The 24,891-nt window shown below is 36.6% G+C and carries 23 protein-coding genes; 3 read left to right on the top strand and 20 right to left on the bottom strand.

Going from position 1 to position 24,891, the window contains the following annotated elements; all coding sequences use genetic code 11:
* Positions 1–116: 116 nt before the first annotated feature.
* Entirely contained in the window at positions 117–2,114 is a 1,998-nt protein-coding gene (uvrB, locus tag IGJ52_RS02940; RefSeq protein WP_002355618.1) for an excinuclease ABC subunit UvrB, read from the bottom strand.
* Between the two features lie 278 nt (positions 2,115–2,392).
* On the opposite strand from uvrB, the gene IGJ52_RS02935 reads away from it, so the two are divergent.
* Positions 2,393–4,561, top strand: coding sequence for an amino acid ABC transporter substrate-binding protein/permease (locus tag IGJ52_RS02935; protein WP_438791888.1), 2,169 nt, complete (start codon positions 2,393–2,395; stop codon positions 4,559–4,561).
* Between the two features lies 1 nt (position 4,562).
* Positions 4,563–5,300: an amino acid ABC transporter ATP-binding protein gene (locus IGJ52_RS02930; RefSeq protein WP_002355616.1), complete on the top strand. Its 738-nt coding sequence runs from the start codon at positions 4,563–4,565 to the stop codon at positions 5,298–5,300.
* A 47-nt stretch (positions 5,301–5,347) separates the two neighbouring features.
* Here the strand turns inward: IGJ52_RS02930 and IGJ52_RS02925 are convergent, their stop codons facing one another.
* The 15 genes from IGJ52_RS02925 to IGJ52_RS02855 form a co-directional block, all read right to left on the bottom strand.
* A complete protein-coding gene (locus IGJ52_RS02925; protein WP_002361276.1) occupies positions 5,348–6,067 on the bottom strand; it encodes an MgtC/SapB family protein in 720 nt (239 codons plus the stop codon).
* A 35-nt stretch (positions 6,068–6,102) separates the two neighbouring features.
* Positions 6,103–8,007, bottom strand: a complete 1,905-nt coding sequence (locus IGJ52_RS02920; RefSeq protein WP_194177569.1) for a heavy metal translocating P-type ATPase — start codon at positions 8,005–8,007, stop codon at positions 6,103–6,105.
* 109 nt (positions 8,008–8,116) lie between these two features.
* On the bottom strand, positions 8,117–9,565 hold the full coding sequence (locus IGJ52_RS02915) for a helix-turn-helix domain-containing protein (RefSeq protein ID WP_438791887.1): 1,449 nt from the start codon (positions 9,563–9,565) through the stop codon (positions 8,117–8,119).
* A gap of 3 nt (positions 9,566–9,568) precedes the next feature.
* On the bottom strand, positions 9,569–10,018 hold the full coding sequence (locus IGJ52_RS02910) for a hypothetical protein (protein WP_002420007.1): 450 nt from the start codon (positions 10,016–10,018) through the stop codon (positions 9,569–9,571).
* A gap of 201 nt (positions 10,019–10,219) precedes the next feature.
* Positions 10,220–11,314, bottom strand: coding sequence for a DUF916 and DUF3324 domain-containing protein (locus IGJ52_RS02905; RefSeq protein ID WP_002383015.1), 1,095 nt, complete (start codon positions 11,312–11,314; stop codon positions 10,220–10,222).
* A 75-nt stretch (positions 11,315–11,389) separates the two neighbouring features.
* A complete protein-coding gene (locus IGJ52_RS02900; protein ID WP_002355609.1) occupies positions 11,390–12,130 on the bottom strand; it encodes a WxL domain-containing protein in 741 nt (246 codons plus the stop codon).
* Positions 12,131–12,152: 22 nt separating this feature from the next.
* A complete protein-coding gene (locus IGJ52_RS02895) occupies positions 12,153–14,252 on the bottom strand; it encodes a lectin-like domain-containing protein (protein WP_438791886.1) in 2,100 nt (699 codons plus the stop codon).
* 19 nt (positions 14,253–14,271) lie between these two features.
* Complete coding sequence (locus IGJ52_RS02890; RefSeq protein ID WP_002420004.1) at positions 14,272–15,051, bottom strand: WxL domain-containing protein; 780 nt, start codon at positions 15,049–15,051, stop codon at positions 14,272–14,274.
* A gap of 16 nt (positions 15,052–15,067) precedes the next feature.
* The gene (locus tag IGJ52_RS02885) at positions 15,068–15,799 is read right to left on the bottom strand and encodes a WxL domain-containing protein (RefSeq protein WP_002383012.1); all 732 of its coding nucleotides are present in this window, start codon (positions 15,797–15,799) and stop codon (positions 15,068–15,070) included.
* On the bottom strand, positions 15,799–16,182 hold the full coding sequence (locus tag IGJ52_RS02880) for an LPXTG cell wall anchor domain-containing protein (RefSeq protein WP_025191083.1): 384 nt from the start codon (positions 16,180–16,182) through the stop codon (positions 15,799–15,801). Before IGJ52_RS02880 ends, IGJ52_RS02885 begins: the two co-directional genes overlap by 1 nt.
* A gap of 181 nt (positions 16,183–16,363) precedes the next feature.
* Positions 16,364–17,314, bottom strand: a complete 951-nt coding sequence (gene trhO / locus IGJ52_RS02875) for an oxygen-dependent tRNA uridine(34) hydroxylase TrhO (RefSeq protein WP_438791885.1) — start codon at positions 17,312–17,314, stop codon at positions 16,364–16,366.
* 154 nt (positions 17,315–17,468) lie between these two features.
* On the bottom strand, positions 17,469–18,179 hold the full coding sequence (locus IGJ52_RS02870) for a DUF1003 domain-containing protein (protein WP_002355601.1): 711 nt from the start codon (positions 18,177–18,179) through the stop codon (positions 17,469–17,471).
* 98 nt (positions 18,180–18,277) lie between these two features.
* Positions 18,278–19,444, bottom strand: coding sequence for a serine hydrolase domain-containing protein (locus IGJ52_RS02865; RefSeq protein WP_002383010.1), 1,167 nt, complete (start codon positions 19,442–19,444; stop codon positions 18,278–18,280).
* Positions 19,445–19,596: 152 nt separating this feature from the next.
* Positions 19,597–19,977 (bottom strand): VOC family protein, encoded by a 381-nt coding sequence (locus tag IGJ52_RS02860; protein ID WP_002363195.1) that lies wholly within the window; start codon positions 19,975–19,977, stop codon positions 19,597–19,599.
* Between the two features lie 131 nt (positions 19,978–20,108).
* Positions 20,109–21,500, bottom strand: a complete 1,392-nt coding sequence (locus IGJ52_RS02855; RefSeq protein WP_002355598.1) for an L-cystine transporter — start codon at positions 21,498–21,500, stop codon at positions 20,109–20,111.
* A gap of 297 nt (positions 21,501–21,797) precedes the next feature.
* Between IGJ52_RS02855 and IGJ52_RS02850 the strand changes: the two genes are divergently transcribed.
* Positions 21,798–22,133 (top strand): hypothetical protein, encoded by a 336-nt coding sequence (locus IGJ52_RS02850; protein WP_002383009.1) that lies wholly within the window; start codon positions 21,798–21,800, stop codon positions 22,131–22,133.
* Between the two features lie 46 nt (positions 22,134–22,179).
* Here the strand turns inward: IGJ52_RS02850 and IGJ52_RS02845 are convergent, their stop codons facing one another.
* The 4 genes from IGJ52_RS02845 to pnuC form a co-directional block, all read right to left on the bottom strand.
* Positions 22,180–22,566: a DUF1149 family protein gene (locus tag IGJ52_RS02845; RefSeq protein WP_002358717.1), complete on the bottom strand. Its 387-nt coding sequence runs from the start codon at positions 22,564–22,566 to the stop codon at positions 22,180–22,182.
* 112 nt (positions 22,567–22,678) lie between these two features.
* Positions 22,679–23,110, bottom strand: a complete 432-nt coding sequence (locus tag IGJ52_RS02840) for a hypothetical protein (protein ID WP_002383008.1) — start codon at positions 23,108–23,110, stop codon at positions 22,679–22,681.
* A 349-nt stretch (positions 23,111–23,459) separates the two neighbouring features.
* Positions 23,460–24,104 carry a deoxynucleoside kinase gene (locus IGJ52_RS02835; protein ID WP_002355594.1) on the bottom strand — a complete coding sequence of 215 codons (645 nt, stop codon included), beginning with the start codon at positions 24,102–24,104 and terminating at the stop codon, positions 23,460–23,462.
* Positions 24,105–24,112: 8 nt separating this feature from the next.
* A complete protein-coding gene (gene pnuC, locus IGJ52_RS02830; protein ID WP_002355593.1) occupies positions 24,113–24,811 on the bottom strand; it encodes a nicotinamide riboside transporter PnuC in 699 nt (232 codons plus the stop codon).
* Positions 24,812–24,891: the final 80 nt, after the last annotated feature.

Below are 24,891 nucleotides of genomic sequence, written 5' to 3'. Positions count from 1 at the left end.
TATGTTCTCCTTTTACTAAATCTCTTACGTCAAATCATTTCAAGTCATTCTATAGAGAAAAGATTAGTAAAAGATACGATGGTTCATCGTATCTTTTACTTAATCCGTTGGTTGACTTATTTGGCAGCTTTCAATTCAAGAATGGTATCTCGTAATGTGGCTGCAGTTTCGAAGTCTAATGCTTTGGCTGCATCTTTCATTTCTCTTTCAAGTTTCATTAATAAATCAGCTTTTTCTTGTCTTGATAAATCTTCATATGATTTATCCAATTGAACCACTGTTTCATCTTTATCAGCTGTTTTGGAAATAGAAATCAAATCACGAATTTCTTTAATAATTGTTTTTGGTTCAATGCCATGTTCTTCATTATATGCTTCTTGGATTGCCCGACGTCGTGCCGTTTCATCCATAGCTCGTTGCATCGAATCGGTGATTTTATCTGCATACATAATGACTTTTCCTTCGGCGTTCCGGGCAGCCCGTCCCATCGTTTGCACTAACGAGCGTTCACTACGTAAGAAGCCTTCTTTATCCGCATCTAGAATCGCAATTAAGGAAACTTCTGGCACATCGATTCCTTCACGTAATAAGTTAATACCTATTAGAATATCAAATTCGCCTAATCGTAAATCGCGAATGATCTCCGTTCTTTCCAGTGTTTTTATATCACTATGCAAATATTTAACTTTTAAGCCTAATTCTTTGAAATAGTCGGTTAAATCTTCGGCCATTTTCTTCGTTAAGGTTGTGACAAACACCCGCTGATCTTTTTCGATCCGTTCATGAATTTCGCCCACCAAGTCATCAATTTGACCCATAATTGGGCGAATTTCTACTTCTGGATCTAGTAAACCTGTTGGTCGAATGATTTGTTGAACAACAGTCTCTGTTTGTTCCATTTCATAAGGTCCTGGTGTTGCCGATACATAAACAATTTGGTTTACATGTTGTTCAAATTCTTCTAAACGAAGCGGTCGGTTATCAAGTGCACTTGGTAAACGGAAACCATAGTCCACTAACATTTGTTTCCGTGCTCGGTCGCCATTATACATCCCTCTAATTTGCGGCATTGTTACATGAGACTCATCGATTACAAGTAAGAAGTCATCTGGGAAAAAGTCCAACAGCGTATATGGCGGCTCCCCTTCTTGGCGACCATCCATATGTCGAGAGTAATTTTCAATCCCTGACGTGTAGCCCATCTCTCTCATCATCTCAATATCATAGTTGGTTCGCTGTTCCAAACGTTGGGCTTCCAATAATTTGTTTTCACTGCGAAGCACTTTCAAACGTGCCTCTAATTCTTCTTGGATCTGCGAAATGGCGTGTTCCATATGTTCTTCGTTCGTCACAAAGTGTGTTGCTGGAAAAATAGCGACATGCTCTGTTTCGCCGACAATTTCACCAGTTAACGCATCTACTTCACGAATTCGATCAATTTCGTCTCCGAAAAATTCAACACGTAGCGCATGCTCATCCCGTGAAGCTGGGAATATCTCAACCACATCACCGCGGACACGAAAACGCCCCCGTTGAAAATCAATATCATTTCGTTCAAATTGAATATCGACTAAACTTTTTAGTAACTCATTACGATCCATTTCCATTCCCACACGTAATGAAACAACTTGTTGACTGTATTCCCGCGGATCCCCTAAACCAAAAATACAAGAAACTGACGCTACCACGATGACATCGTTTCGTTCCAATAAAGAACTTGTCGCTGAATGGCGTAGTTTATCAATTTCATCATTAATACTGGAATCTTTTTCAATATATGTATCACTTGAGGGTACATATGCTTCTGGTTGATAATAATCATAGTAACTGACAAAATACTCGACCGCATTATCTGGGAAAAATTCTTTAAATTCCCCGTATAATTGTCCAGCTAGTGTTTTATTATGTGCAATCACTAATGTTGGTTTGTTCACTTCTTGAATCACATTAGAGATTGTAAATGTTTTACCTGTTCCGGTCGCTCCAAGTAAAATTTGAGCTTTTTCTCCACCTTTGACACCGTCAACTAGTTCAGCAATAGCGGCTGGCTGATCTCCGGCAGGCTCATATTTAGAAGCCAAATGAAAGGTATTGGAAGTTTCTCTTTCGATCATTTATAACTCCCCCTCAAAGTGTCTAATTTCTCTTAAATTATCGGCCCATTCTGGCAGAATGTCCACTTATTAGTTTAACATACCGAACATATTTTCGCCACTTTTGCTGTTTCGGACTTCAACTGATCTTAATCTTTTGTTCTTAATTCCGATGTTACATTTTATAACATGTAATGTAAGGAAATTAGAGTTTTTTTCTCTTTTTAGCATTCAAATACTTGTCAGCTTCCTATTTCTTACTATATAATTGTTCAATATGCAAAACTAGGAGGTATTTTATGAAAAGGAAACACTTTTTACTTTCTTTCTTTGTGATGATGGTAACTCTGCTAACATTCATTAGTGGCACTTCAGCACATGCAGAAGGAAAGAAATATACAATCGGAACGGATTTAACATTCGCCCCTTTTGAATTCCAAGACTCAAAAGGAAAATACATTGGTATTGACGTTGATTTATTAGATGCGATTGCCAAAGATCAAGGTTTTGAAGTGGATTTAAAACCATTAGGCTTCGATAGTGCAGTCCAAGCGATTCAATCTAAACAAATTGATGGCATGATTGCTGGAATGAGTATTACGGATGAGCGAAAAAAATCCTTTGATTTTTCAGATCCATACTTCGATAGCGGTTTACAATTAGCGGTTAAAAAAGGAAATGACAAAATTAAATCATATGATGACTTAAAAGGCAAAACGGTTGCGGCTAAAGTTGGAACTGAAAGTGCCAATTTCCTTGAAAAAAATAAAGAGAAATATGACTACACCATCAAAAATTTTGACGATGCAACGGGTCTTTATAAAGCCTTAGAAAACGGCGAAGCGGATGCAATCGTTGATGATTATCCTGTATTGGGCTACGCAGTTAAAAATGGTCAAAAATTACAATTAGTTGGCGATAAAGAAACAGGCAGTTCTTATGGTTTCGCAGTGAAAAAAGGCCAAAACCCTGAATTAATCAAAAAGTTCAACGCTGGTTTGAAAAATCTTAAAGACAATGGTACTTATGATAAAATTTTAAACAACTACTTAGCGACAGGCGATGAAACAAATACACAAGACGCTGGCGAACAGATGAAAAAAATCACTCCTAAAAAAGAGAAATATGTGATTGCTAGCGATTCTACATTTGCTCCGTTTGAGTTCCAAAATGCTCAAGGCGATTATGTCGGAATTGATGTTGATTTAGTCAAACGTGCAGCTGAATTGCAAGGTTTTACTGTTGAATTTAAATTTATTGGTTTTAGTTCTGCTGTCCAAGCTGTTGAATCTGGTCAAGCAGATGGGATGGTTGCAGGCATGACGATTACGGATGATCGTAAAAAAGCCTTCGACTTCTCTGTTCCTTACTTTGATAGCGGCATTCAAATTGCGGTCAAAAAAGGCAATGACAAAATTAAATCGTATGATGATTTAAAAAGCAAAAAAGTCGGCGTAAAAATTGGTACTGAAAGTGCTGATTTCTTAGAAAAAAATAAAAAGAAATATGATTACTCAATTAAGTATTTAGACACAACTGATGCATTATACAGTGCGTTAGAAATTGGCGAAGTTGATGCCATGATGGATGATTATCCTGTCATTGGCTATGGGGTTGCGCAAAATCAACCACTAGCGACACCAATTCCTCGTGAAAAAGGTGGTTCTTACGGTTTTGCTGTCAAAAAAGGGCAAAATCCTGAACTACTTGAAATGTTTAACGAAGGCTTAAAAGAAATGAAACGTACAGGTGAATACGATAAAATTATCGGTACTTACGTGAAAGATGGCAGCGAAACCAAAGAAGAAACAGCTGACGAATCTACATTTGTTGGCTTCATGCAAAACAACTGGAAACAATTGTTACACGGTTTATGGATGACGATTCTATTAACGTTGATTTCCTTCGTACTTGCTTTAATTGTCGGCGTTATTTTCGGATTATTCAGCGTTTCACCAATCAAAGCATTACGTGTACTTTCAACCATTTATGTTGATTTAATTCGTGGAATTCCTTTAATGGTCTTAGCGTTCTTCATCTATTTCGGATTACCTGGTGTGCTTGGCTTTAATATCCCGGTCTTCATTGCTGGGATTATCACATTAACTTTAAATGCCAGTGCCTATATTTCTGAAATTGTGCGCGGCGGAATCAAAGCTGTTCCAGTTGGCCAAATGGAAGCTTCAAGAAGTTTAGGTCTTTCCTATAATCGGACAATGCAAAAAATTATTTTACCACAAGCGATTCGCATTATGATTCCTTCATTCATTAACCAATTTGTTATTTCATTGAAAGATACAACTATCCTTTCAGCAATTGGCTTAATCGAACTACTACAAACAGGAAAAATTATTGTTGCTCGGACATTACAAAGTACAATGGTTTACTTCGTTATTGCGTTAATCTACTTAATTTTAATTACTAGCTTAACTAAATTAGCGAAAAACCTTGAAAAGAAGGTGAACTAATATGACTGAAAAAATCTTAGTTGAACATTTAGTAAAAAAATATGGTGACAACACGGTCTTAAACGACATTAATGTTTCTATTAACGAAGGCGACGTAGTCTGCGTCATCGGTCCTTCTGGTTCTGGTAAAAGTACTTTTTTACGTTGCTTGAATCAATTAGAAGAAGCTTCTAGCGGAGACATTATTATTGATGGTGCGAACTTGACAGATAAAAATACGGACATCAACCAAGTCCGTCAACATATCGGCATGGTTTTCCAACATTTCAATTTGTTTCCACATTTATCTATTTTAGAAAATATTGTTTTAGCACCAACCGATTTAGGTCGCTTGTCAAAAGACGAAGCGGAGAAAAAAGCGTTAGAACTTTTAGAACGTGTTGGATTGGCAGATAAAAAAGATGCCTATCCAGATTCTTTATCTGGTGGTCAAAAACAACGTGTCGCAATTGCACGTGCGTTAGCGATGAATCCTGATATTATGCTTTTCGATGAGCCAACATCAGCTCTTGATCCAGAAATGGTTGGCGATGTTCTTGGTGTAATGAAAGATTTAGCAAAACAAGGAATGACAATGGTCATAGTTACTCACGAAATGGGCTTTGCAAAAGAAGTGGCTAACCGAGTAATGTTCATTGATGGCGGTAACTTCCTAGAAGATGGTTCGCCAGAGCAAGTCTTTGAAAATCCTCAAAACCCTCGAACAAAAGATTTCTTAGATAAAGTATTAAATATTTAAACAAAAGCACTTGGCGCGCGCTAGCGCCCAAGTGCTTTATTTTATGGTTAAATTGTTTCCGTGACAGAGACAGATTGAACGTGCCCTTTTTCTTTTAAGAGATGGTGCAAGTTGGAATGCCAGAAATCTTCTTTGCCTACATAAGAAATCTTTGCTGTCACTGCCTCTTGTTCGGATTCCAAAGTCAATTCTACTAAGCGCTCCCCTTTTTCTAAAGAAGCTTGAAGTTGTTCATGCAGGCGGCTTTCTTTAATCATGGGTTCCTTCATTTTTACGATAAGCTGCAATCGTTTTAAAGGAGTTTTTCGTTTAAAATGGGCCAGAGCTAATACTAGCAAAGTCGCCACGAGATTGATAAACGCAATGGTTAAAAAGCCCATCCCAATGACTAAACCAATAATAGTAACATTCCACATCATTACTGCTGTCGTTAACCCAGAGACTTTCCTTTCTCTAAAAACGATAATCCCCGCACCGAGAAAGCCTACCCCACTAATCACTTGGGCGCCATATCGTGTAATATCCATAGAAATAATGGACGCCAAGGCGCTATTTTGTTTCACCACATCAACTAAAATATCCACCGATTGAATCTGTAAAATGGAAATCGTACAGGAGGCCAAACATAAAATGGCATTACTACTAATACCGAAGCCTTTTCTTTTAATACTTCTTTCTAACCCAATCAAAGCTCCAAAAACCACGGCTAGAGCCATCCGAATGACAACGTCTGTGAGAGAAAGTTCAATCATTTTTAAAGAATTCATCGCTTTCTCTCCTTTCTTGCAAGTGACTATTTGGCTTATTTTGTATTAACTAATAAACGCAAGCCATTAAAAATGACCACTAAGGTACTTCCTTCATGAATAAGTACGCTAAATGCGATATTCGCAATACCTAAAAAGTTCAAGATAATTAACGTTGCTACCACTAACATTGAAAAAACAATATTTTGCTGCACAATTTTATTCAAGCGTTTTGAGACACGGTGAGCATAGCCTAATTTAGAAAGATCATTTTTCATCACTACCACGTCTGCAACATCGATAGCAATGTCTGTACCATCCCCCATTGCCACTCCGATATCAGCATTCACTAAAGCCGGTGCATCATTAATGCCATCACCAACCATCCCTGTCATTCCTACTTCGCGTTTTAATTGATCAACAATCGCTGATTTTTCCTCAGGCAAAACATTAGCATAAACTTGGTCCACGCCTACTAAGCGGCCAACTGCTTCACCCGTAAGTTTTGCATCTCCTGTAATCATTGTTGTTTCAATATTCTGTGACTTGAAATAGTGAATGGCGTTCATTGCTTCTTCATTAGGAACATCCATCAATGCCACTAAACCAATCACTTGTTCATTTTCGGCAAAGTACACTACCGTTTTGCCTTCACTCGCTAATTTCGTTGTTTGCTTCTCAATGATTGTTGGCACTTGTTCGAAACTAGATGGTTTACCAATTCTAAAAGTTGTGTCTGCAATGGTCGTTACTAAACCCACCCCAACAATATTTTCTACTTCTAAATTTAAAGCCGTTGTTTCTGCTTCAAAGCGATTAACAATCGCCGTCGCCAATGGATGATTGGATTTTTTCTCCATATTTGTTAAAACAGCTACTAATTCGTCTTGGCGATCTTCTAAGCCATCAATAAAAAGATAATCTGTTACCTCTGGTTTGCCTTTTGTTAGCGTGCCTGTTTTATCAAAAGCGAGTGCTTTCACTTCAGCTAAATTTGATAAGAATGAGCCACCTTTAAACAAAACGCCTTGTTTCGCTAAATTGGAAATTCCTGATAAAGTTGCCGGAACGGCACTCGCTGCTAGTGCACAAGGTGAGGCAGCAATTAAGAAGACCAAGCCTCTGTAAAAACTTTCAGCCCAAGTCAATTGGAAAAGTAATGCGCCACCTAAAACAATTAGTGGAAAAACTGCTAAAACTAGTGTGACATATTTTGGTTCAAATCGTTTAATTTTGCTTGCAATTTCTGATTGATTTTCTTGTGATTGGTTCACGAGCTGTACGATTTTTGCAAAAACTGTTTCTGAACTATCTTTCGTTACTTCAACAACAATTGTGCCTGAACCGTTCATAGTACTACCAAAAACTGGGTCCCCACTATTTTTTTCTTTGGGAATACTTTCCCCATTAATAGATGATTCATCCACAGCGGTACTTCCTTCAATCACGACGCCATCTGTCGGAATTTGCGCACCATTGAGGACTTGCACGCGGTCACCAATCTTCAATTGTTCAACTGACACAGTTTGAATTGAGCCGTCGTCTGTTATCAAGCGAGCTTCTGTTGGATTTAAATTTAATAGTTTTGTAATTTCACGTTGGCTTTTGCCTTGGGCATAATCTTCAAGGAAATGCGCCGCCGCAAAAATCAAAATCAACAATGCTGATTCTTCAAAACTTCCCATTAATGCTGAACCAACTGCAGCTAAGGTCATTAACAAATGAATATTAGGTGAAAACTTTCGATTGTTTTTCGTATCCCGATACGTATCTCCAAAGCCTTCCCCAATAATATGATAACCAGCTAAAATAGCAGCTAACGAGAAAAGAATATTTTTCACTAAGAGCATGTTCCCTAAAAATAAACCGATAAAGAAAAGAGCCAATCCTGTAAAAAAGAGAATAACTGGAACGTTTTTACCTTTTTCTTCATGTGTGTGTGCACCTGTTTGTTTTGACATTGTTATGCGCCTCCTCATTAATGTTTTTCTATTCATATGAATGTATATTCATATTATAAAACACTTGGGTGGTTTTGTAAAGACTTAAACACAAAGACAAGCGATGATTCTATTCGATAGGATCACCGCTTGTCTTTGTTGATTCTTTTTGTTGTTGATATTTTTCTTCTTGAATAGTCAATAATGATTGCGTTAAATTGACCCAATCAATCGAACGAGGTGGATCCAGCCAAACCATAACTTTACTCTGTTCTTCTTGATACAAGTTATTTAAATTGGTAATCACCACATCTGGTAAGGTATCTGATAACGGGTCAATAATTTCTACATTTAAATTCACATAGACGGATAAATTTTTTTTGATGAATTGGTTATACTCTTTTCCATAAGAAAAATCAATTAGGACCTTGGCTGGCTCTGCAATTAAATGAACCGGAACATGATTAATTAGCAACAATAGATAGTTAAAAAACAAACAGTGATTGGCTTTCGCAATTTTTTTATGTTTTGCTGTTAACCAACGAATATATTCAATTAAATAAAAATAAAATTCCGGATATGTTTGCTTAAAAAACTGTAAATCCATTTCAAAATCGTCAAACATATTAATCGGAAAGTAAATAACATTGAAATGAATAATTGCTAACCCTTCTTCTAGAGTATTCCTTGTTGACTCCTCTAAACAATTAAATGTTTTTTCAAAACTTCCAATGAAAACACGAGTTAGGCTTTCAATCGTAGGATCTTCATGAATGACATATTTTTTCTCTAGTTTGCCATGCAAATACAAGAAAAAAACAATCGTATACGTTAATGATTTTGAGGACAATGCCCATGCCACTTGCGATTTTTTTATTAATTTTTCTGAAAATGTATTTAGTGCACGTGTATCGATCCCTTCCACCGCACGTCCTTCGTTGTTAATCATAATAGCTAAATAATGGAAAAAATTGCGTCGCTCATAGGTGGTGAAAGTATAGTTTAACTCAACAGACTGTAATACACGTTTCGCTTCATTATAGACTTTTACCGAATATAGTTCGGAAATTGGTTGATTGGAAAGCGTGAACAATTTATACAAAAAAAATGAAATTGCTTTTTGATTGCCGACAATTTCCCGTTTACTAAAATAGATCTGATACTCCTTTAAGGCTTTTTTTAGCCGCTGTAAGGTACTATACGCCACAGAGGTGCTGACATGATTACATTCAGCAAACTTTGTCAAACTATAATTTCCTCTAAAGTAAGACAACACTAATTTAAAAGAGAGCGATTCTGTTAAGTATTTCGTGAGCAAAAGTTTACTTGAATAGTTTCCATCAATTTCAAGTGTAACATCTACATCAGAAACGACTAAAGTTAAGCTGTCGCTTAACTTTAGATTGTCAATATCTGCTTTTAATTTTTCTAATGTTTTTTTGACTAAAAAATTCGACATTGATAATTCTTCGCGAAGTGCAATAAAAGTACCTGATAGCGTGGGACTTTCTTCTAAATGCCTTAGCAAGGAATAACTTCGTTGATCTTCTTTATTTAAAAAAATTTCATAATTCATCATTTATCAGTTCTTTCTCCCATAAATAGCCGTTCCTACTAATTCCCGTATGAAATTCAAGTAAAAAGTGTTTTGCCCCTCCGTTCCAGCACCGCCTGTGCTATTTGGTACAATGGTGATATGGCTAGCATCAAATAATTCATCCGTGAAAAATACTTGATGCTGACTTTTCTTGGAAGAAGGCCTTTCTTCATTTGTTTTTGGATTATTGGTTTTCACTTCTTTTTTACTAACGTCTTCGTTACTTTCTTCCGCTTGCGTTTCGCTAGTAATGGTACTTTCATTTGTTTCTTCCATTTTTTCTGGTGTGCCAGTATTCTCAATCGGATAAATTTCTTCTGTTGGATTGGTCGGATTATAAATTGGATTCCGTTCTTCTGCTGCTTGCACATTGGTTACTTGAAAAAACGAGAGTAACAATGTACTCCATAATAGTAAATGTTTGTATTTATCCATTTTTCTCACATATATTGCCAAATACTTTAGCTACATAACAAAACAAAAAATATAACTAGTAAAGTGGTATCAGACGATATTTAACAATACTCCTTCTTATTATTTCTTTTTTTGAGTTAGGTTTGTTGAATAAACTGCATGTTTGATAAGTAAAAACAAACAAAAACGTTGCCGATAATCAAATCAAAAATTAACTACTCTTTATATTTCTCTTTCGTTTTGTTCCTGTTTCTTTTTTCGCCAAATCAACCAGGCAATGATTAAAATCACTATCAATAATAGTAGTAAGCCAATCAGCAAATATAAATTTGAATGATTTTCTTTTAAGGTCACATCTTTTTCATTTAATTCTTTGGCAACTTCACCATTAATTGTAAAGTCTTTTTCAAATTGCCATTGATTTCTAAAAGATATCGATTCATTGTTTATTGATTTTTTAAATGAGCCTGCAGCATCTTTATTCCCAACAACGGTCATAGACAAATGGTAATCTCCTGGCTTAAGCGGTTGCCCTTTTAGCGCAATGGGAACAGAAAAATTGGTATTTGGTGCAATTTGCATGTTTGCTTTTTCCTCTTTATATAAAACTTCTTCATGCCCCTTTTTGGTAATCTCTGCCGAAAAGGCAACTTGGTTAATATATGTTTTTTGATCATTTTGTAGATTGACTAAAATCACATTTCTAGCATTAATCTGTCCTGGTGAGACTTTTTTCAAAAGTAAATTCGGCTCAACCTTTTTTTTATTTTGTTGCATCAATAATGCAACGACATACGAATATTCATTTTTAATGGATAACCCCTGACTCTTATCGTCTTGGCGTTTACCTTCATCCGACGTTTCTTCTTTAAAAGTGATACCACTAGCTAACACTCCATCAAAGGGTGTATTAGGCATTTTGACGTTAATAGAAACCGTTTGTTCACTTTTCGGTTTTAAACGAACTGAGCTAGGATATTGAACATAGTCTTTTATATCAAACGCTAAACTTTGATCTTTTTCCCCCTTATTTTCACCATACTCCACGATTACATTTGAATTGGTAATGGCACTATTGATGGAAATACCTACCTTTACTTCTTTATCTGTATCATTGCGTAAGTTCACTTTCAACTCAGTTTCTTCATTTGGTTCTAGTAATAAATCAAAGTAAGTTTTTTCTTTATCTACTTGTTTTTCTGATGGAATAGGCGTAACCGCAAAATTAAATTCACTGGCAAAACCATTGCTAGGTACTAACGCTAAAAGAATTAGTAGTATCGGAAAAAAAAGAAATCGTTGTTTTTTTCTGTTCAAATTATTTACTCCTTTTCTATATGTAGTGAATAGCAGGTAACCATGTTCCCCGCTATTCTTCTTTTTAAAATTCGTTTAATTTCCTGGAGCGTCTGTCAACGTCCATGTTAATTTTGTGGCGTATTTTTCAGCGTATTTGGTTGTAGAACCTGGAACAGTTAACTCAATACTTTTAGCGGCTGTAGTTGCATCGGTTCCCCAATCAAATAAATAAGTTCCTGCACCGTTTCCTTTCGCTGCACTCATTACATCTGATTGACTACCATCTGAGTTCAACGTGATTGTGGCTGGGCCTGTTGGTTTGCCTGAATCTGAAGCAGTCACTACATTTCCGTTTTTAAACGTGATAGCTGCCCCAGTCAATTCTTTACCAGAAGTTGATTTAAATTGTCCTTCTTGTTTCACTTTTAATGACCAGCCAGCTTCGGTTCCACGATTATCTGTTACTTGGACATAGTTAGGCCCTTCTTTGACTTCATCGGTTGCGCCTACCGTCTTGTATTTTTGGGTAGCAGCAAAATAAGTCTGATCCTTCGACGTGATTTTTTGAACACCGAAGTCTAGACTTGACGCATAATCAATTGACAACGGACCGTTTGTTCCTGGATTAGGACCTTCAGGATCTGTTGGGTCAATAGGATCAACTGGATTAGTTGGATCCGTTGGGTCAACCGGATTAGTTGGCTCTTCACTTGGTGTAAATTCTACGATACCATTAGATGTATAACTACCGCCATCTTCTGCAAAGGCTTGAGAAGTCATGCCTAAGCTCCCTAAAATAAATGTGGATAAACATACTGTTGTTACTTTTTTCATTTTCTTTTCTCCATTCTTTTCTTTAATTTCCTGGTACGTCTTCTAACGCCCAAGATAAACGAGCTTTAAATGTTCCAACTCTTTGATAAGCTACAGGAACATTGATTTGAATTCCTTGTTGTTTTGATTCATCAAGTAATGCTGTTAAATCTGTTTCACCTTTCTGATTACTTTCTAAAAGCGTAATTGCCTCATTTGTAATCTGAGAGCTTCCAGCAGTTGAAACGAAAGAAAAAACATCTGGCATTACAATTGAATCATTTGTTAACGGTTGCGTTTGCTTTAGTTGCAAGCGCCAATTATTTGCGTTACGTTCATCCACGACTTTGAGTCCTTCGGTGGGATGCCCAAGTTTAATTAGTGGTTGATTACGTATCTTTTCCGTACCAAAAGTAATCTGTTTTGGTGTCTCTTTAAAATATAGTTCCCCTAAACGATAGTAAAAATAAATATCTTTTGTTTCCTCTGTCATTGTTCCTTCCGCATTGCCCGAGTCTTTTGTAAAAACATAGCCAGAAATATCTAGGGGTTTTTCTTGATAGGGTGCACCAATTTTCCCTGTTACACTTTTAGGTGGAGCAATATCTTTACCTTCCGCGTCTTTATAAAAAACGGTTACTGTTTTTTCTGTTGGTTTAGGAATAGTAATCGTTACATTATTTGACTTTTGCAGTAAGGTTCCTTCTTCATAATAGTCAAAGTTCATAGTTAAAACTTTTTCGGGCGTATTATCTTGAAGGGTTGTTTTTAATTCAATCATCATGTCCTTCTTTAAAACTAGGTAGTCATTTAAAGCAATTGTTAAGTGATTCCCTGTTTGTGTCAGATCTTTGGCTGCTACCTTTTTACCATCAATCGTTAATGAATTTTCTTCATATGCTAATTCATCAGGTAAGTCAATGCTTACTTGCGGTTGACGATCTTCGATAAAGTCATTGTCAATATTCAACGTATTCCGTAGTATCACCTGATCATTTTTCACTGCTTCAACAGCTGAGCTAAACTCCTGACCGTTCACGCTAAGGGCTGCTTGTGACGTAACGTTGGTAGGAATTTGTGTCATTGCTAAAGCATTCTCTTGGTATTTGCCACCTGTGGATGATGTAAAGCCCCAATAAACTGTTGTTGCGCCAAATTGTGCATTTAAATCTGAAACTACATACGTATTCGTGCCCACACCTTCTAAATCATATGTTAATGCTTTGGCTGCGGCATTCCAATGAACAGTCAACATGCGCCAGGTTCCATTAGATAGATAGGTTGGCGCAACAGTGACGCCTGAATGCTCCCCTGTATAGTTGTTGTTATTAGCTTTCGGAGTGACAAAAGCTAAATGTCCATTTCCCTTATCTTGTGAAATTTCTCGGTCCATTCGGTTGGAACTACCAGTATTTTTATAGGTATCAAACTCAATCGATAAGGCATTTCTAACATAGGGTTGCCCCGCTTTCGTGGAGTATGCGCCGATTCCCATCCCAGGTGAACCAATGACTTCTTGAGGCGTTGTGGACATTCTAGGATCATTCGTTAAGGTAAAGGTCATACCATCACCAGCATTTGCATACTCGTTTCCTAAATACAAATAACTTTTAAAGGTAAAATCCGACAATAAACTGATTGGTTTTTTTGACCAAATAGCTCCTTTTTGTGATTTAACAGCTGGGTTTAGTTGTAATAACTTCCCACCTTCTAAAATACTTGTTGCATTTCCAATTGGCTCTTGAAATACCTTGTCGATTGGAATGATATTAGGATCATCAGGCAATGAAGTAGCGTATGGCGCAGCCAACATGCGCGGCTGTGGTTCAACTATCGCCGATTCCGTTGCACTGTTATCGTCATCCTTTTGTTGTTTGCTAGGTTCTAAAGTAGCCGTTGATTGGTCTGTTTCTGCTGGATGATTATCGGTTGTTGTTGTCGTTTCTAGGGAAGGTTCTTGCTCTAATGTTTCCGAGTGAGAAGGAGCGCTAGTTGCCTGATCATTGGCCGATTCCTCCACTATTTCCCGATTGACTTCGTTGATATTTGTCGAAGGATTACTAATCGCTTCGCTAGTAATAGGCGCAAGGAGTAGTAAGAATAAACTACTTGCCAAAAAGACTAGGCTTTGTTTGTTTCGCATCTCTCTTCACCTCTACTTTTTAAATTCCTGGTACATCCGTCAACGTCCACAATAATTTTGTTTGATATTTCACGGCATCTTTAGGGGTTGACCCTGGTACTGATAGCGCAACATCTTTTGTAACATTAACATTGTGTACCGTATTGGTTTCATCGCGTTCTGCAACCACTTCTACTTTTCCCCAATAAGTAGCCCAAGTTCCTGCACCGGTTCCTTGCTTCGCAGCTGCCACCAGCGATGCGGTCCCTGGAACAAGGGCAATCTTATTTGTTGCCTCTGGTTTCACAACATTTTGCGCATTACTATTAACAGTCGGGTTAGCTAAAGAAATTTGCGCACCTGTCAACTGACTATTTAAAGTCGCCTTTGTTGCTTTAAATTGCTCCTTTTGCGTAACCGTTAAAGACCAACCACTATTGGTTCCTCTATTATCAGAAATTTGCACAAAATTTGGTGTATCTTTTTGATTTTCTTGATATTGCTGTGCTCTTGCAAAATATACTTGGTCTTTATTCGAAATACGATTTTTCCCAAAGTCAAAACTTGAAGCATAATCAATAGATAGCGGTCCTTGGGTACCAGGATTGGGACCTTCTGGGTCTGTTGGATCAATTGGTTTGACTGGCTTTTCTGGATCGGGATTTTCTGGATCAACTGGCTCTGTCGGATCTACGTTCGGAATAAATTCTACTAAACCATTCGAACGATACTCTTTTGGCTCTTCTGCCTTCGCTTGTAAGGACCAACCAGCAACTGCAAATGTACTGCATAGAACGATTCCTGTGAATTGTTTTTTCATTGCTTTTCTCCTTTATTTAATTATTAGCGGGAGTATCTTCTAATGCCCAAACTAACTTCGTTGAATATTGTTGTGCAAGCTTTACAGATTTTCCGGGAACGAATAGTTGGACAGCTTCTTTATTTGTTGCTTCATTTGAACCAAAGCGATAAACCCAAGTCCCAACACCTGTTTCTTTTTTAGCGTTCATCGCTAGATTATTATTTACACCAGGTGTTAAGGAAATAGTACTACTGACTTCAGTAGGTTTATATTTTTCATCCACCATTGAGGCAGCTTCTGCCTTTGTAAACGTTAATTGAGCGCCGACTAGTTCCTCTCCAGTAGCTGTTTTAAATTGTTCAGGTTGGGAAAGCGTTAGTTTCCATCCTGCTAACGTTCCTCTTTTATCAGTTACTTGTACATAGGTTGGTTTTTTTGAACCATCTTTCATTTCATCTGGCGCAGCATAATACGTTTGATCTGCCGTAGAAATCTTTTGTGTGCCAAATTTAAATTTTGAACCATAATCAATTGATAAGGCACCACCCGTTCCTGGCCCTGGAGGATCAATTGGGTCTACTGGATCAGTAGGATCGGGATTTTCTGGATCAACAGGCGGTGTGATTTCGTTATCGCCTGCTTCAAAAGTAATTGTGCCTTCCGTATTGTATTCTTTCGGAAAAGTTTCTGCTGCTGATGCGTTTATTGCTTGAAACCCTACGCCTAAAAGTATGGTTGCCGATGTAAGTAAAATAGTTTTTTTCATTAAATAAGCTCCTTCTCTCGTTTCATTTTATTAATTAAATAAATGACTACCCCCAACAAACTAACTCCTATCAAGGAATACAGCGGATTTTCAGACGCGCCTGTTTTAGGTAAAACTGCTTGTCCAGAAGCAGCTAAATTGTTTCTTCCCTGTTCTTCTGATTGTTGGGTATACGCTACGTCATTTGACTCTTTTTCATTCTCATAAACGTAGGTGCCATAGAAGCTCGCTTGACCATTTGATTCATAATTATTTTCTTCAGCCATAACGCTTTTTGTTTGCAACCCAATGATCAATAGCCCTAAACATACCAAACTAAACCCTCTTATGATTTTCATCTGAATTCCTCCTTCCCCATTTTCAACATTGACTGGCCCAGCCAATAAACATTATATAAAAGAAATATTTATTAGATTTTTTTATTTTTTTCAAACGCTTTTAAAAAATAAAATGGTTTTAGCTAAGAAAGCTTTAAAATCAACACTTTTAAAGACAAAAAAAATAAACAAAAAAAACTTCAAAAAATAATTTTCGAAGTTTTTTTGTTTATTTTTTTTATTATTTTTATACTTCAACCGCTTCTAACAAAGCCAAACGTTCAGCAACTTCTGCTTCTGTTAAATTATGTTTTTTTACATAACGGTTGGCAGGATGCTGGCTACACTCTAATGAGCAGCCACCTAAATGTTTATGTTCATTTTCTTCTGAAGTTAAGATTTGACGATTACATTCTGGGTTTGCACAGTTAATGTAGCGTTCGCAAGGTGTTCCATCAAACCAATCTTTCCCAATAACTTTTTTATCAACGTGATTAATTTCGACACTGATTCGGTCATCAAAGACATACATTTTGCCGTCCCAAAGTTCGCCACGTGTTTCTGGATTTTTTCCATAGTTGGCGATACCACCATGCAATTGAGCAACATCTTCAAATCCTTCTTTTAATAACCAGCCAGAAAATTTTTCACAGCGAATCCCGCCAGTACAATAGGTAACAATTTTTTTATCCATAAATTGTTCTTTGTTCTCGCGAATCCATTCTGGTAATTCACGGAAGCTACGGATATCTGGGCGCACGGCACCACGGAAATGGCCTAAATCATATTCATAATCGTTACGAGCATCGATTACAACAGTGTCTTCGTCTAATAAGGCTTCTTTAAATTCTGCAGGTTCCAAATATTTCCCCGTCGTTTCCAATGGATCAACGTCTTCTTCTAAGTTCAACGCCACTAATTCAGAACGTGGGCGAACAAACATTTTGCGGAACGCCATTTCTTCTGCTGGATCAATTTTAAAGAATGTATCCTTAAAGCGCTCATCTGCTTGCATTGCTTCCATATACTTTTCTGTTTCTTCGACAGTACCAGATAACGTTCCGTTAATCCCTTCTGTCGCTACTAAAATACGGCCTTTTAAATTTAATGATTTGCAAAAAGCTAGATGCTCTTTCGCAAAAGCTTCTGGATCTTCAATTGTTGTATATTTGTAATAAAGTAATACTTGGTATTTCATCTTGTTTTCCCCTTTTGTATAAAGTCATTCTATCCCATTATACGGTGAATAAAAAAGGGAAAGCGATTATTTTGCTTGTGTATTTACACACAATAAAAAAAGTAGCTCGTTGTTGCGTAATAATTATTACGCAACAACGAGCTACTTCTATATACTACTCCTTTTCAGAAGTCGCAGCGAGTTGTTCTTGCAACTCACCTAAAAGTTCAATTTGAATATTTTGGATTTTTACCAAATTTTCTAGTTGATTATTGATAATATAATCCATTTTCTCATGTAATAAATTAATTTCTACTTCTGCTTTTAAGTTAATTTTATAATCATTATTCGCTTGTTCTCTGTCACGGGCTTCTTGTCTGTTTTGACTCATCATAATAATCGGTGCTTGGATAGCTGCTAAACAAGATAAGGCGAGATTTAGCAAAATATAAGGATATTTGTCAAATGGTTGTCCCAATAAAGTGGTAGAGTTAATCACAATCCAAGCAATCAACACGAAGCAAAAGAAGCCAATAAACACCCAGCTACCGCCAAATTTAGCAATGGTATCCGCTGCTCGTTGGCCAAAGGTTAATTTCTTTTCCATCTTTTCATTCATATTATTGGAAATCAGCTTATCTTCTTTGATATGTTGAACCACCAACTCATTCAGTTGTTGGATTTTTTCAGAATCATTTGCGACTAATTGTTTCATGTAATCCAAACGATAATTAAGTAACTCCGCCAATGTAATCATCGATTCAGCTGTCAATTGTGGATTGTTTTGGAGAATAAAAGCTTGCGTTTCCTGTTCTATATCTTGAAGATAAATGTTTTTTTTCGTTGATTCACCAATAACAACTTGTTTATTTTTTGATTGCTTCATCTTCGTCACTCCCTTTGATTGTTCTTCCCTTTATTTTAATATAAAGTCTCTCAGAAGAAACCTAAAAAGGCTTTGGAGTGATCGTTGTTGCTTCTGCTTTAAAATTTAACAGTTAAATTGGTTACATCATGGAACAACGAACCAATTAATTCTTTGTATTTCGCTGGATTCACACAATTAGTTAGCAATATGACCCCGGTTTTCATATCTTTTGAAAATAAAGCTAGGGCTTGTTGACCCGCTTCAACGCCGTGTAAGCGTAAATAATTATCATGAACATAGATGCCCCCATGATAAGAACTTTGCTGAGAAGACGTCCATAATTTTTGCAAAAGTGCGGTGGAAACTAAATGTCCACTCGTTAATTGATGTAAGTACCAATACAAATCACCTGTCGTCATATCCACATTACCAGTCCCAAATTCATGGGCAAAACTAGCTGCGGGAATTGAGAGCACTTGATTATACGAATTGTCTTCTGTCCATTTATAGCTTGTTGAATTATTGGGTTGTTCCAATAAGGTTTCAAAGAAGCCAAAATTCTTTAAACCAGCTGTTTTATGATAAAAATTATTAAATAATTCTTGATAGGTACGTTGATACATTTTCTCTAACATTCCTGCTAAAAGGACAAAATTTACTGGGGAATAATTGTATTTTCCTTTATTGACTTGAATGGTATTTTGTTTAACAAATTGAATAATTTCTTCATCCGTAACGATATTATTAGGTATTGCTGATAACTTCAAACCGCTTGTCATATTCAACATATCGCTAATCGTAATATCTCCAGCACCTTGAACTTGCGGATAAAACGTAGCGAGTTTTGTATCTAATGTAAGTTTACCTTCTTCAATCGCTTTTAAGATCAAAGTTGTGGTAAAAGATTTTTGAATTGAGCCAATCTGAAACCTTGTGTTTGGCGTGTTGGCTTGTTGCTTTTCAAAATTGGCAAAGCCATATCCTTTATTTACTAAAACCTGATCATCTTTAATGATCAAAGCCGAACCAATATAATTTGTTTCTTGAATTTTTTGATCAAGTTCGCCACTATCTGGTGCAACTATTTCTTTCGTTAAATTCGCATAATTATCACTTCGGCGATCTTCTTCCAAGACCACTTTCGATTCTTGACTAACTTGTGAATCTCTAGTGAAAAAGAACGTTTTTATTAAATAACCACTACCACCAATCACCACCAACAAACATACTATAAAAAGCCAATTCACTCCTCCATGTCTTTTCTTTGCATGTCGCTTACGCATACCGCTTACCTCCGCCTATTCTATTAACAGCATTATCATACGCTATATTTTCATGAAAATTACAGATTTTAGTAAAATTTATAAAACTTTCAACTTTTATAAAAAACAGCTTGGCACCAGAATCTAGATTGATTCTGGTGCCAAGCTGTTTTTTATTTACTTTCTTGCCCCATCACAGCAAAGTAATTATCATCGTTATCTGCAAAATTAAAAACTAAGCCTGTTGGCAATTGAACCATTTCACCGACAGTAACGCCAGCCTCTTGCATTTTTTTATAGAGACCAATGATATCATCGCTAGCAAACATTAGAGAAGGGGTATTCCCCGCCACTTCTGGTGAATGTTTTTGAATAAAGGCCAAATCATATAAAACAATAATCGTCTCTGCTGATTCACTTGGCGCAATCTCTACCACCAATGTGCCGTCAACTTCCTCTCTTTCCTTTTCAACAAAGCCAAACGTTTGCCAAAATTGACTAGATTCCTCAACATTATTCACATATAACATAATCTTTACTTGGTTTGAAAACATTCCTTCACGTCCTTTTGAATTTAGTTAACAACTTATTATATACGTTCTTTTAAATAATTACTGCACTTTCGCTTAAAATCAAAAAAAGTGTTTGAGCAAGACATTGCTCAAACACTTTTCGTTTTATTGATTTAGATATTTGCATCTAAGACAACGTCGCGATCATTTAAGACATCACGATCTAATTCATGAATACGAGCACTTGTTAACACACCTGCAACCATACTATCGTTAACGTTAACAGCTGTCCGCGCCATGTCAATAAGTGGTTCAACCGAAATTACTAAACCAACAATTGCAACTGGCAAGTTCATTGCGCCTAAAACGATTAGAGAAGCAAAGGTTGCTCCGCCGCCGACACCGGCTACGCCAAATGAACTGATTGTGACAACTGCTACTAACATTAAAATAAATTGTAAACTAAAGACATCAATTCCAACAGTTGGTGCAACGATGGTTGCTAACATAGCTGGATAAACGCCGGCACAACCATTTTGTCCAATAGATAAACCGAAACTACCAGCAAAGTTTGCTGTGGCATCATCAACACCTAATGCTTTGGTTTGTGTTTCAATATTTAATGGTAAAGCTCCTGCACTTGAACGAGAAGTAAAAGCAAAGCTCAAGACTGGAAAAACTTTTTTTAGATACGTAACTGGATTGACTTTTAAAGTAATTAAAATCAACATGTGAATGGCAAAAACAATAATTAAGGCCACATACGATGCCAACACAAATTTACCTAAGTTAATAATCGCAACAAAATCACTTGTTGCTACAACATTAATCATTAACGCTAACACGCCATAAGGGGTCAAGCGTAAAACTAAGGTAACAATTCGCATGGTAATTTTATATAAACTATCAATTAAATTTGCAAAAAATTCAGCTTCTTTTGGCGCTTTACGACGAACGCCTAAATAAGCGACACCAACAAACGCAGCAAAGATTACCACCCCAATGGTACTCATTGGTCGTGTTCCCGCAAAGTCAGCAAAGACATTTTTAGGAATGAATGAAACAATTTGTTGGGGAATCGTCAAATCTTGAATCGCATCTTGACGCGTCGCTAACTCGGCAATTCTTGACGTTTCTGCAGCACCTTGCGTGAATTTTGCCCCTTGAAGACCAAACGCTAAGGTTGTTCCAATCCCCACCAAGGCAGCTACTGCTGTTGTTCCTAGTAAGGTGGCTAACACATTAAAGCTAATTTTTCCTAATTTATTGGATTCTTTCATTTTTGTAAATGCACCTACGATAGATACAAATACTAACGGAATTACGAGCATTTGTAGAAACGCTACATAACCATTACCTACAATCCCGATCCATTCCATTGATTGCGTAGTAATTTTACTGTCTGTACCAAAAGCAAATTGAATAATTGCACCTAAAACAATCCCCACGCCCAATGCTGAAAAGACACGTGTTGAGAATTTTAAATGTTTCTTTTGCATTTGGTAGAAACCGAATAACACAGCAATAAATGCAAGGATCACTAATACAGTGATGAATGTTGTCATTTTAGTTCCTCCCTATGTTTTTAATGACAAGTACATCAAAGGAAGTAAAGGTTCCCGGTACTCACTCTCCAGTAAATACCCTGAAAACAGCAAACTGTTTCCAGTGATAGTTCTATTGTACCTTATTTTATAGCAAATAGTGGGATAATTTGCTTACTTTTTGATAGAAAATAACCGTTGTGATAGTTTAAAACTATCACCAAGCGTTGTTTTACTAGTCACTGTAAAAATAATTTGTTTTTTGTCCTCTTTCTTTTAATCTGACGTGATATACTTAGTTCTAGGAGGTGTAAGCGTATGCGAAAAATTTGTTGGATCCTTTCTGTCAACCGTGATGGAGCAATGTTGTATGTTGGGAGCCCTGCAAATGGAGGTCCTTGGCTCTTTTCAAATAAAGAGCAGCAAAACATCAAAGCCTTTTTTCAACCAACCTATGAAATTGACTTTATCAGTTATGATGTTCTTTCAGAGAAAGTACCAGAAGCTGCGTTCATTTTGTACAATGAAATGCTCGCTCCCTATCTTCCCGAAAAAATCACCAAAGTTGGTCAGCCGATTGCTTATGTGGATATCGCTACAAAAAATTATGAACAGTTTAAAAAAGCTTTGGTTGCTAAATCTTCACAAGAATAAAAACAGCGTTTGTAACGGAATCCGTTATAAACGCTGTTTTTAAAGGTTACGCTTCTTCTGATTGTTGAAAATTCAATTGAACACCTGGACGATCCAGAGCAATTTCAGTTACTTCATAAGATAAACGTTCGACGATGCTAAATAAAGGACGTACAAGTTCATCGACTTCTTCTTGCGAAATATCTTCTTGTTTTTCAATTTTACGATCAATAATGTGATTAATTTGGCTAATCGCCCCTGATAAAACAAATTCGTCAAAGACAATTCGAAATTCTAAGCGAGCAACAAGTGCTGAGCTATTTTCTGGATAATTTTCTTCTTCTACTTCAATTGGTGAAAAACTGACACGTAAATCTGTCTCTACTTCTGAATCAGGTACTCGCATATCATAGTGATACGCTTCAACAATTTCTTGTTGGCGTTTAATTTCCATTGTTTTTTCTCTCCTTTTTTAACAAGATATTCCCCTTTTAGAATATCCAATGGTTTCTTTTCTCAAGTATACCACAAGTCCGAAAGTTGCCTAGACCAAAAAACACAGAAGGTCAGACTTTTTTGATAAATTGATTTTGGCAGTTTGAACAAGTGACTTTGATTGTTCCTCGTCCTTTCGGCGCACGTAATGACTGCTGACATTTTGGACATTTAAAATAACGATATCCTTTCTGAGTCATGTGTCGCTTGCGAAAAGCATGAACCTTTTGCATTAGGCGTTGTTTTCGAAGAATAAACCGTTGATTTTCATTCAATCGCGGGTGAATATGTTTTGAAAAAAAGCGATAATACACGTAGGCGACTGTGATTAAAATCAATAATCGAACCCAAAGATAGCCAGTAAAAATATTGATGAGCGCCAGCACAACACTTGTTAGCAACAGCGTTCGATTCAATTCATCAAACCGGGCATAACGTCCTTGTAAAAATCGTTGCGCTTTTTTGCGCCAACGTAGAATGCGTTCAAACCAAATTTGGCCCATTTATCTTCCTTCTTTCGAGCATTATTTTTTGAATAAATGATTGATTTACAGAAACTTTCAATCAAAATTTACACTTACTAAGTCCAAATTTTGAACAACTGTTGGTTATTTTCGATGGTATACTTCTAGAGAAGTCAGGTCAACCGATGAATGACTTCGTTGATAATAGCTACCGCTATTTTATACAAACTTAAACTGTCGATGGATAGATTATCCGATTTTAACTTAGGGGAAGGTTAAAATCCGATTCTATAATTTAGCACTACACTCCTTTATTTAGTAGCAACTTTAGCCTATCTATCCACATTTTAAGTCAAAAAGAAGCAAGTCCGGACTTGCTTCTTTTTATTTATCTTTCTAATTCTTCAATTTTCTTCTCAATTAATGCCAAGACATATTGACACGCTTCAGGATCTTCGACAAAATCATATTTATCGCCATCAATTTGAATTTTAGGACTTTCATCATAGTCTTCGTACCATTGATCATAACGCTCGTTCAACATTTGATAGTAATCATACAACGTTGGATCTGTCTCAATTTGTTCATAAGGACGGCCACGTTTTTTGATGCGTTCTAACATTTTGGGAAATGAAATACGAATGTGAACTAACAAATCAGGTCTTTTTTTATGCGCAGCATAAGGCAATTCTTGGAGCATGTTTTGTAATAAGTCATCGTACACTTTGACCTCTGTTTCGTTGGCACGACCTAAATCTGCATTTAAATGAAAAAGTAATGAATCTTCATAAATCGAGCGATCCAATACATTATTTTCATGCGTTAATGCTTGTTTAATACTATCAAAACGTTTATTTAAAAAATAAATTTGTAATAAAAATGCGTACTTTTCCGGTTCCGCATAAAATAAAGGTAATACCTCATTATCATCAACTGATTCGTAAAAGGCTTCTGAACCTAAACGGTTTGCAATTAAAGCTGTTAAACTAGATTTACCAGCGCCAATCGTACCTGCTAAAACAATCACTGCCATCGAACTCCCTACCTATTTTTTTCCATTTTATTTTTTATCTTCAACCAATTAAACATACCAAAAATTGAGTTAAAAGTATACATACAATACATAACAAATATCGCATAATCACCACCAGCGTGCGTCCCTGCTCGGAACCATAACAAAATTGAAAAAATATTTCCTAGTAACCAAAACACGAATTGCGATTGATAACGTTTAATCATCAATAACATCCCTGTCGCTGAAACACTGAACGTGATTGCATCTAATGTTTGTTGCGCATCATTTACAAAGCCTAACAAAATATATGCAGCTACGCCAATGAGCAGCCACGTGAAAAAGGCATACAACCACTGAATACCTTTTAAAACTTTTACTTCGGTTACTTGACCCGAGCCATCTTCGCTAGCCCGAAGCCAAGCATAAAGCCCTGTAATGTCCATAATAATATAGAAGCTTTGTAAAAGAACTTCCGCATATACCCGTGTTACTAACCCAAAATAGCCAATAATCACTGCACTGATTAAGCCAAAAATGTAATTGCTGACTTTTCCTTGGGCAATTAAATTCACACAAATGATGCCGGCTAAACCACCTACTAACGTAATCCAATTCGATGGATTGATAGCAAATGCAATCAACTGTACCCCCACCATCAAAGCTAAAAACAAGTAACTTCTCGTTTCCCAACCTTTAAAATCATTCACCAAAAAATTCTTATTCACGACAAATTTCCGACCTTCCTAAAACCAAACTTTTCTCTGTTGACGTCTCAATAAGAGTACTCCGTTTTAAAAAACAAGTC

The sequence above is a fragment of the Enterococcus sp. DIV1758 genome (assembly GCF_051711985.1).
GTDB lineage: Bacteria > Bacillota > Bacilli > Lactobacillales > Enterococcaceae > Enterococcus > Enterococcus faecalis.
The sequence above is the reverse complement of the archived record's forward strand: the minus strand, read 5'-3'. Positions and strand labels throughout refer to the sequence as shown.

Bases quoted from the DNA above. Each gene is read 5' to 3' on its own strand.
- uvrB (WP_002355618.1), bottom strand. From the start codon at position 2,114: ATGATCGAAAGAGAAACTTCCAATACCTTTCATTTGGCTTCTAAATAT.
- IGJ52_RS02935 (WP_438791888.1), top strand. From the start codon at position 2,393: ATGAAAAGGAAACACTTTTTACTTTCTTTCTTTGTGATGATGGTAACT.
- IGJ52_RS02930 (WP_002355616.1), top strand. From the start codon at position 4,563: ATGACTGAAAAAATCTTAGTTGAACATTTAGTAAAAAAATATGGTGAC.
- IGJ52_RS02925 (WP_002361276.1), bottom strand. From the start codon at position 6,067: ATGAATTCTTTAAAAATGATTGAACTTTCTCTCACAGACGTTGTCATT.
- IGJ52_RS02920 (WP_194177569.1), bottom strand. From the start codon at position 8,007: ATGTCAAAACAAACAGGTGCACACACACATGAAGAAAAAGGTAAAAAC.
- IGJ52_RS02915 (WP_438791887.1), bottom strand. From the start codon at position 9,565: ATGATGAATTATGAAATTTTTTTAAATAAAGAAGATCAACGAAGTTAT.
- IGJ52_RS02910 (WP_002420007.1), bottom strand. From the start codon at position 10,018: ATGGATAAATACAAACATTTACTATTATGGAGTACATTGTTACTCTCG.
- IGJ52_RS02900 (WP_002355609.1), bottom strand. From the start codon at position 12,130: ATGAAAAAAGTAACAACAGTATGTTTATCCACATTTATTTTAGGGAGC.
- IGJ52_RS02895 (WP_438791886.1), bottom strand. From the start codon at position 14,252: ATGCGAAACAAACAAAGCCTAGTCTTTTTGGCAAGTAGTTTATTCTTA.
- IGJ52_RS02890 (WP_002420004.1), bottom strand. From the start codon at position 15,051: ATGAAAAAACAATTCACAGGAATCGTTCTATGCAGTACATTTGCAGTT.
- IGJ52_RS02885 (WP_002383012.1), bottom strand. From the start codon at position 15,799: ATGAAAAAAACTATTTTACTTACATCGGCAACCATACTTTTAGGCGTA.
- trhO (WP_438791885.1), bottom strand. From the start codon at position 17,314: ATGAAATACCAAGTATTACTTTATTACAAATATACAACAATTGAAGAT.
- IGJ52_RS02870 (WP_002355601.1), bottom strand. From the start codon at position 18,179: ATGAAGCAATCAAAAAATAAACAAGTTGTTATTGGTGAATCAACGAAA.
- IGJ52_RS02865 (WP_002383010.1), bottom strand. From the start codon at position 19,444: ATGCGTAAGCGACATGCAAAGAAAAGACATGGAGGAGTGAATTGGCTT.
- IGJ52_RS02860 (WP_002363195.1), bottom strand. From the start codon at position 19,977: ATGTTTTCAAACCAAGTAAAGATTATGTTATATGTGAATAATGTTGAG.
- IGJ52_RS02855 (WP_002355598.1), bottom strand. From the start codon at position 21,500: ATGACAACATTCATCACTGTATTAGTGATCCTTGCATTTATTGCTGTG.
- IGJ52_RS02850 (WP_002383009.1), top strand. From the start codon at position 21,798: ATGCGAAAAATTTGTTGGATCCTTTCTGTCAACCGTGATGGAGCAATG.
- IGJ52_RS02845 (WP_002358717.1), bottom strand. From the start codon at position 22,566: ATGGAAATTAAACGCCAACAAGAAATTGTTGAAGCGTATCACTATGAT.
- IGJ52_RS02840 (WP_002383008.1), bottom strand. From the start codon at position 23,110: ATGGGCCAAATTTGGTTTGAACGCATTCTACGTTGGCGCAAAAAAGCG.
- IGJ52_RS02835 (WP_002355594.1), bottom strand. From the start codon at position 24,104: ATGGCAGTGATTGTTTTAGCAGGTACGATTGGCGCTGGTAAATCTAGT.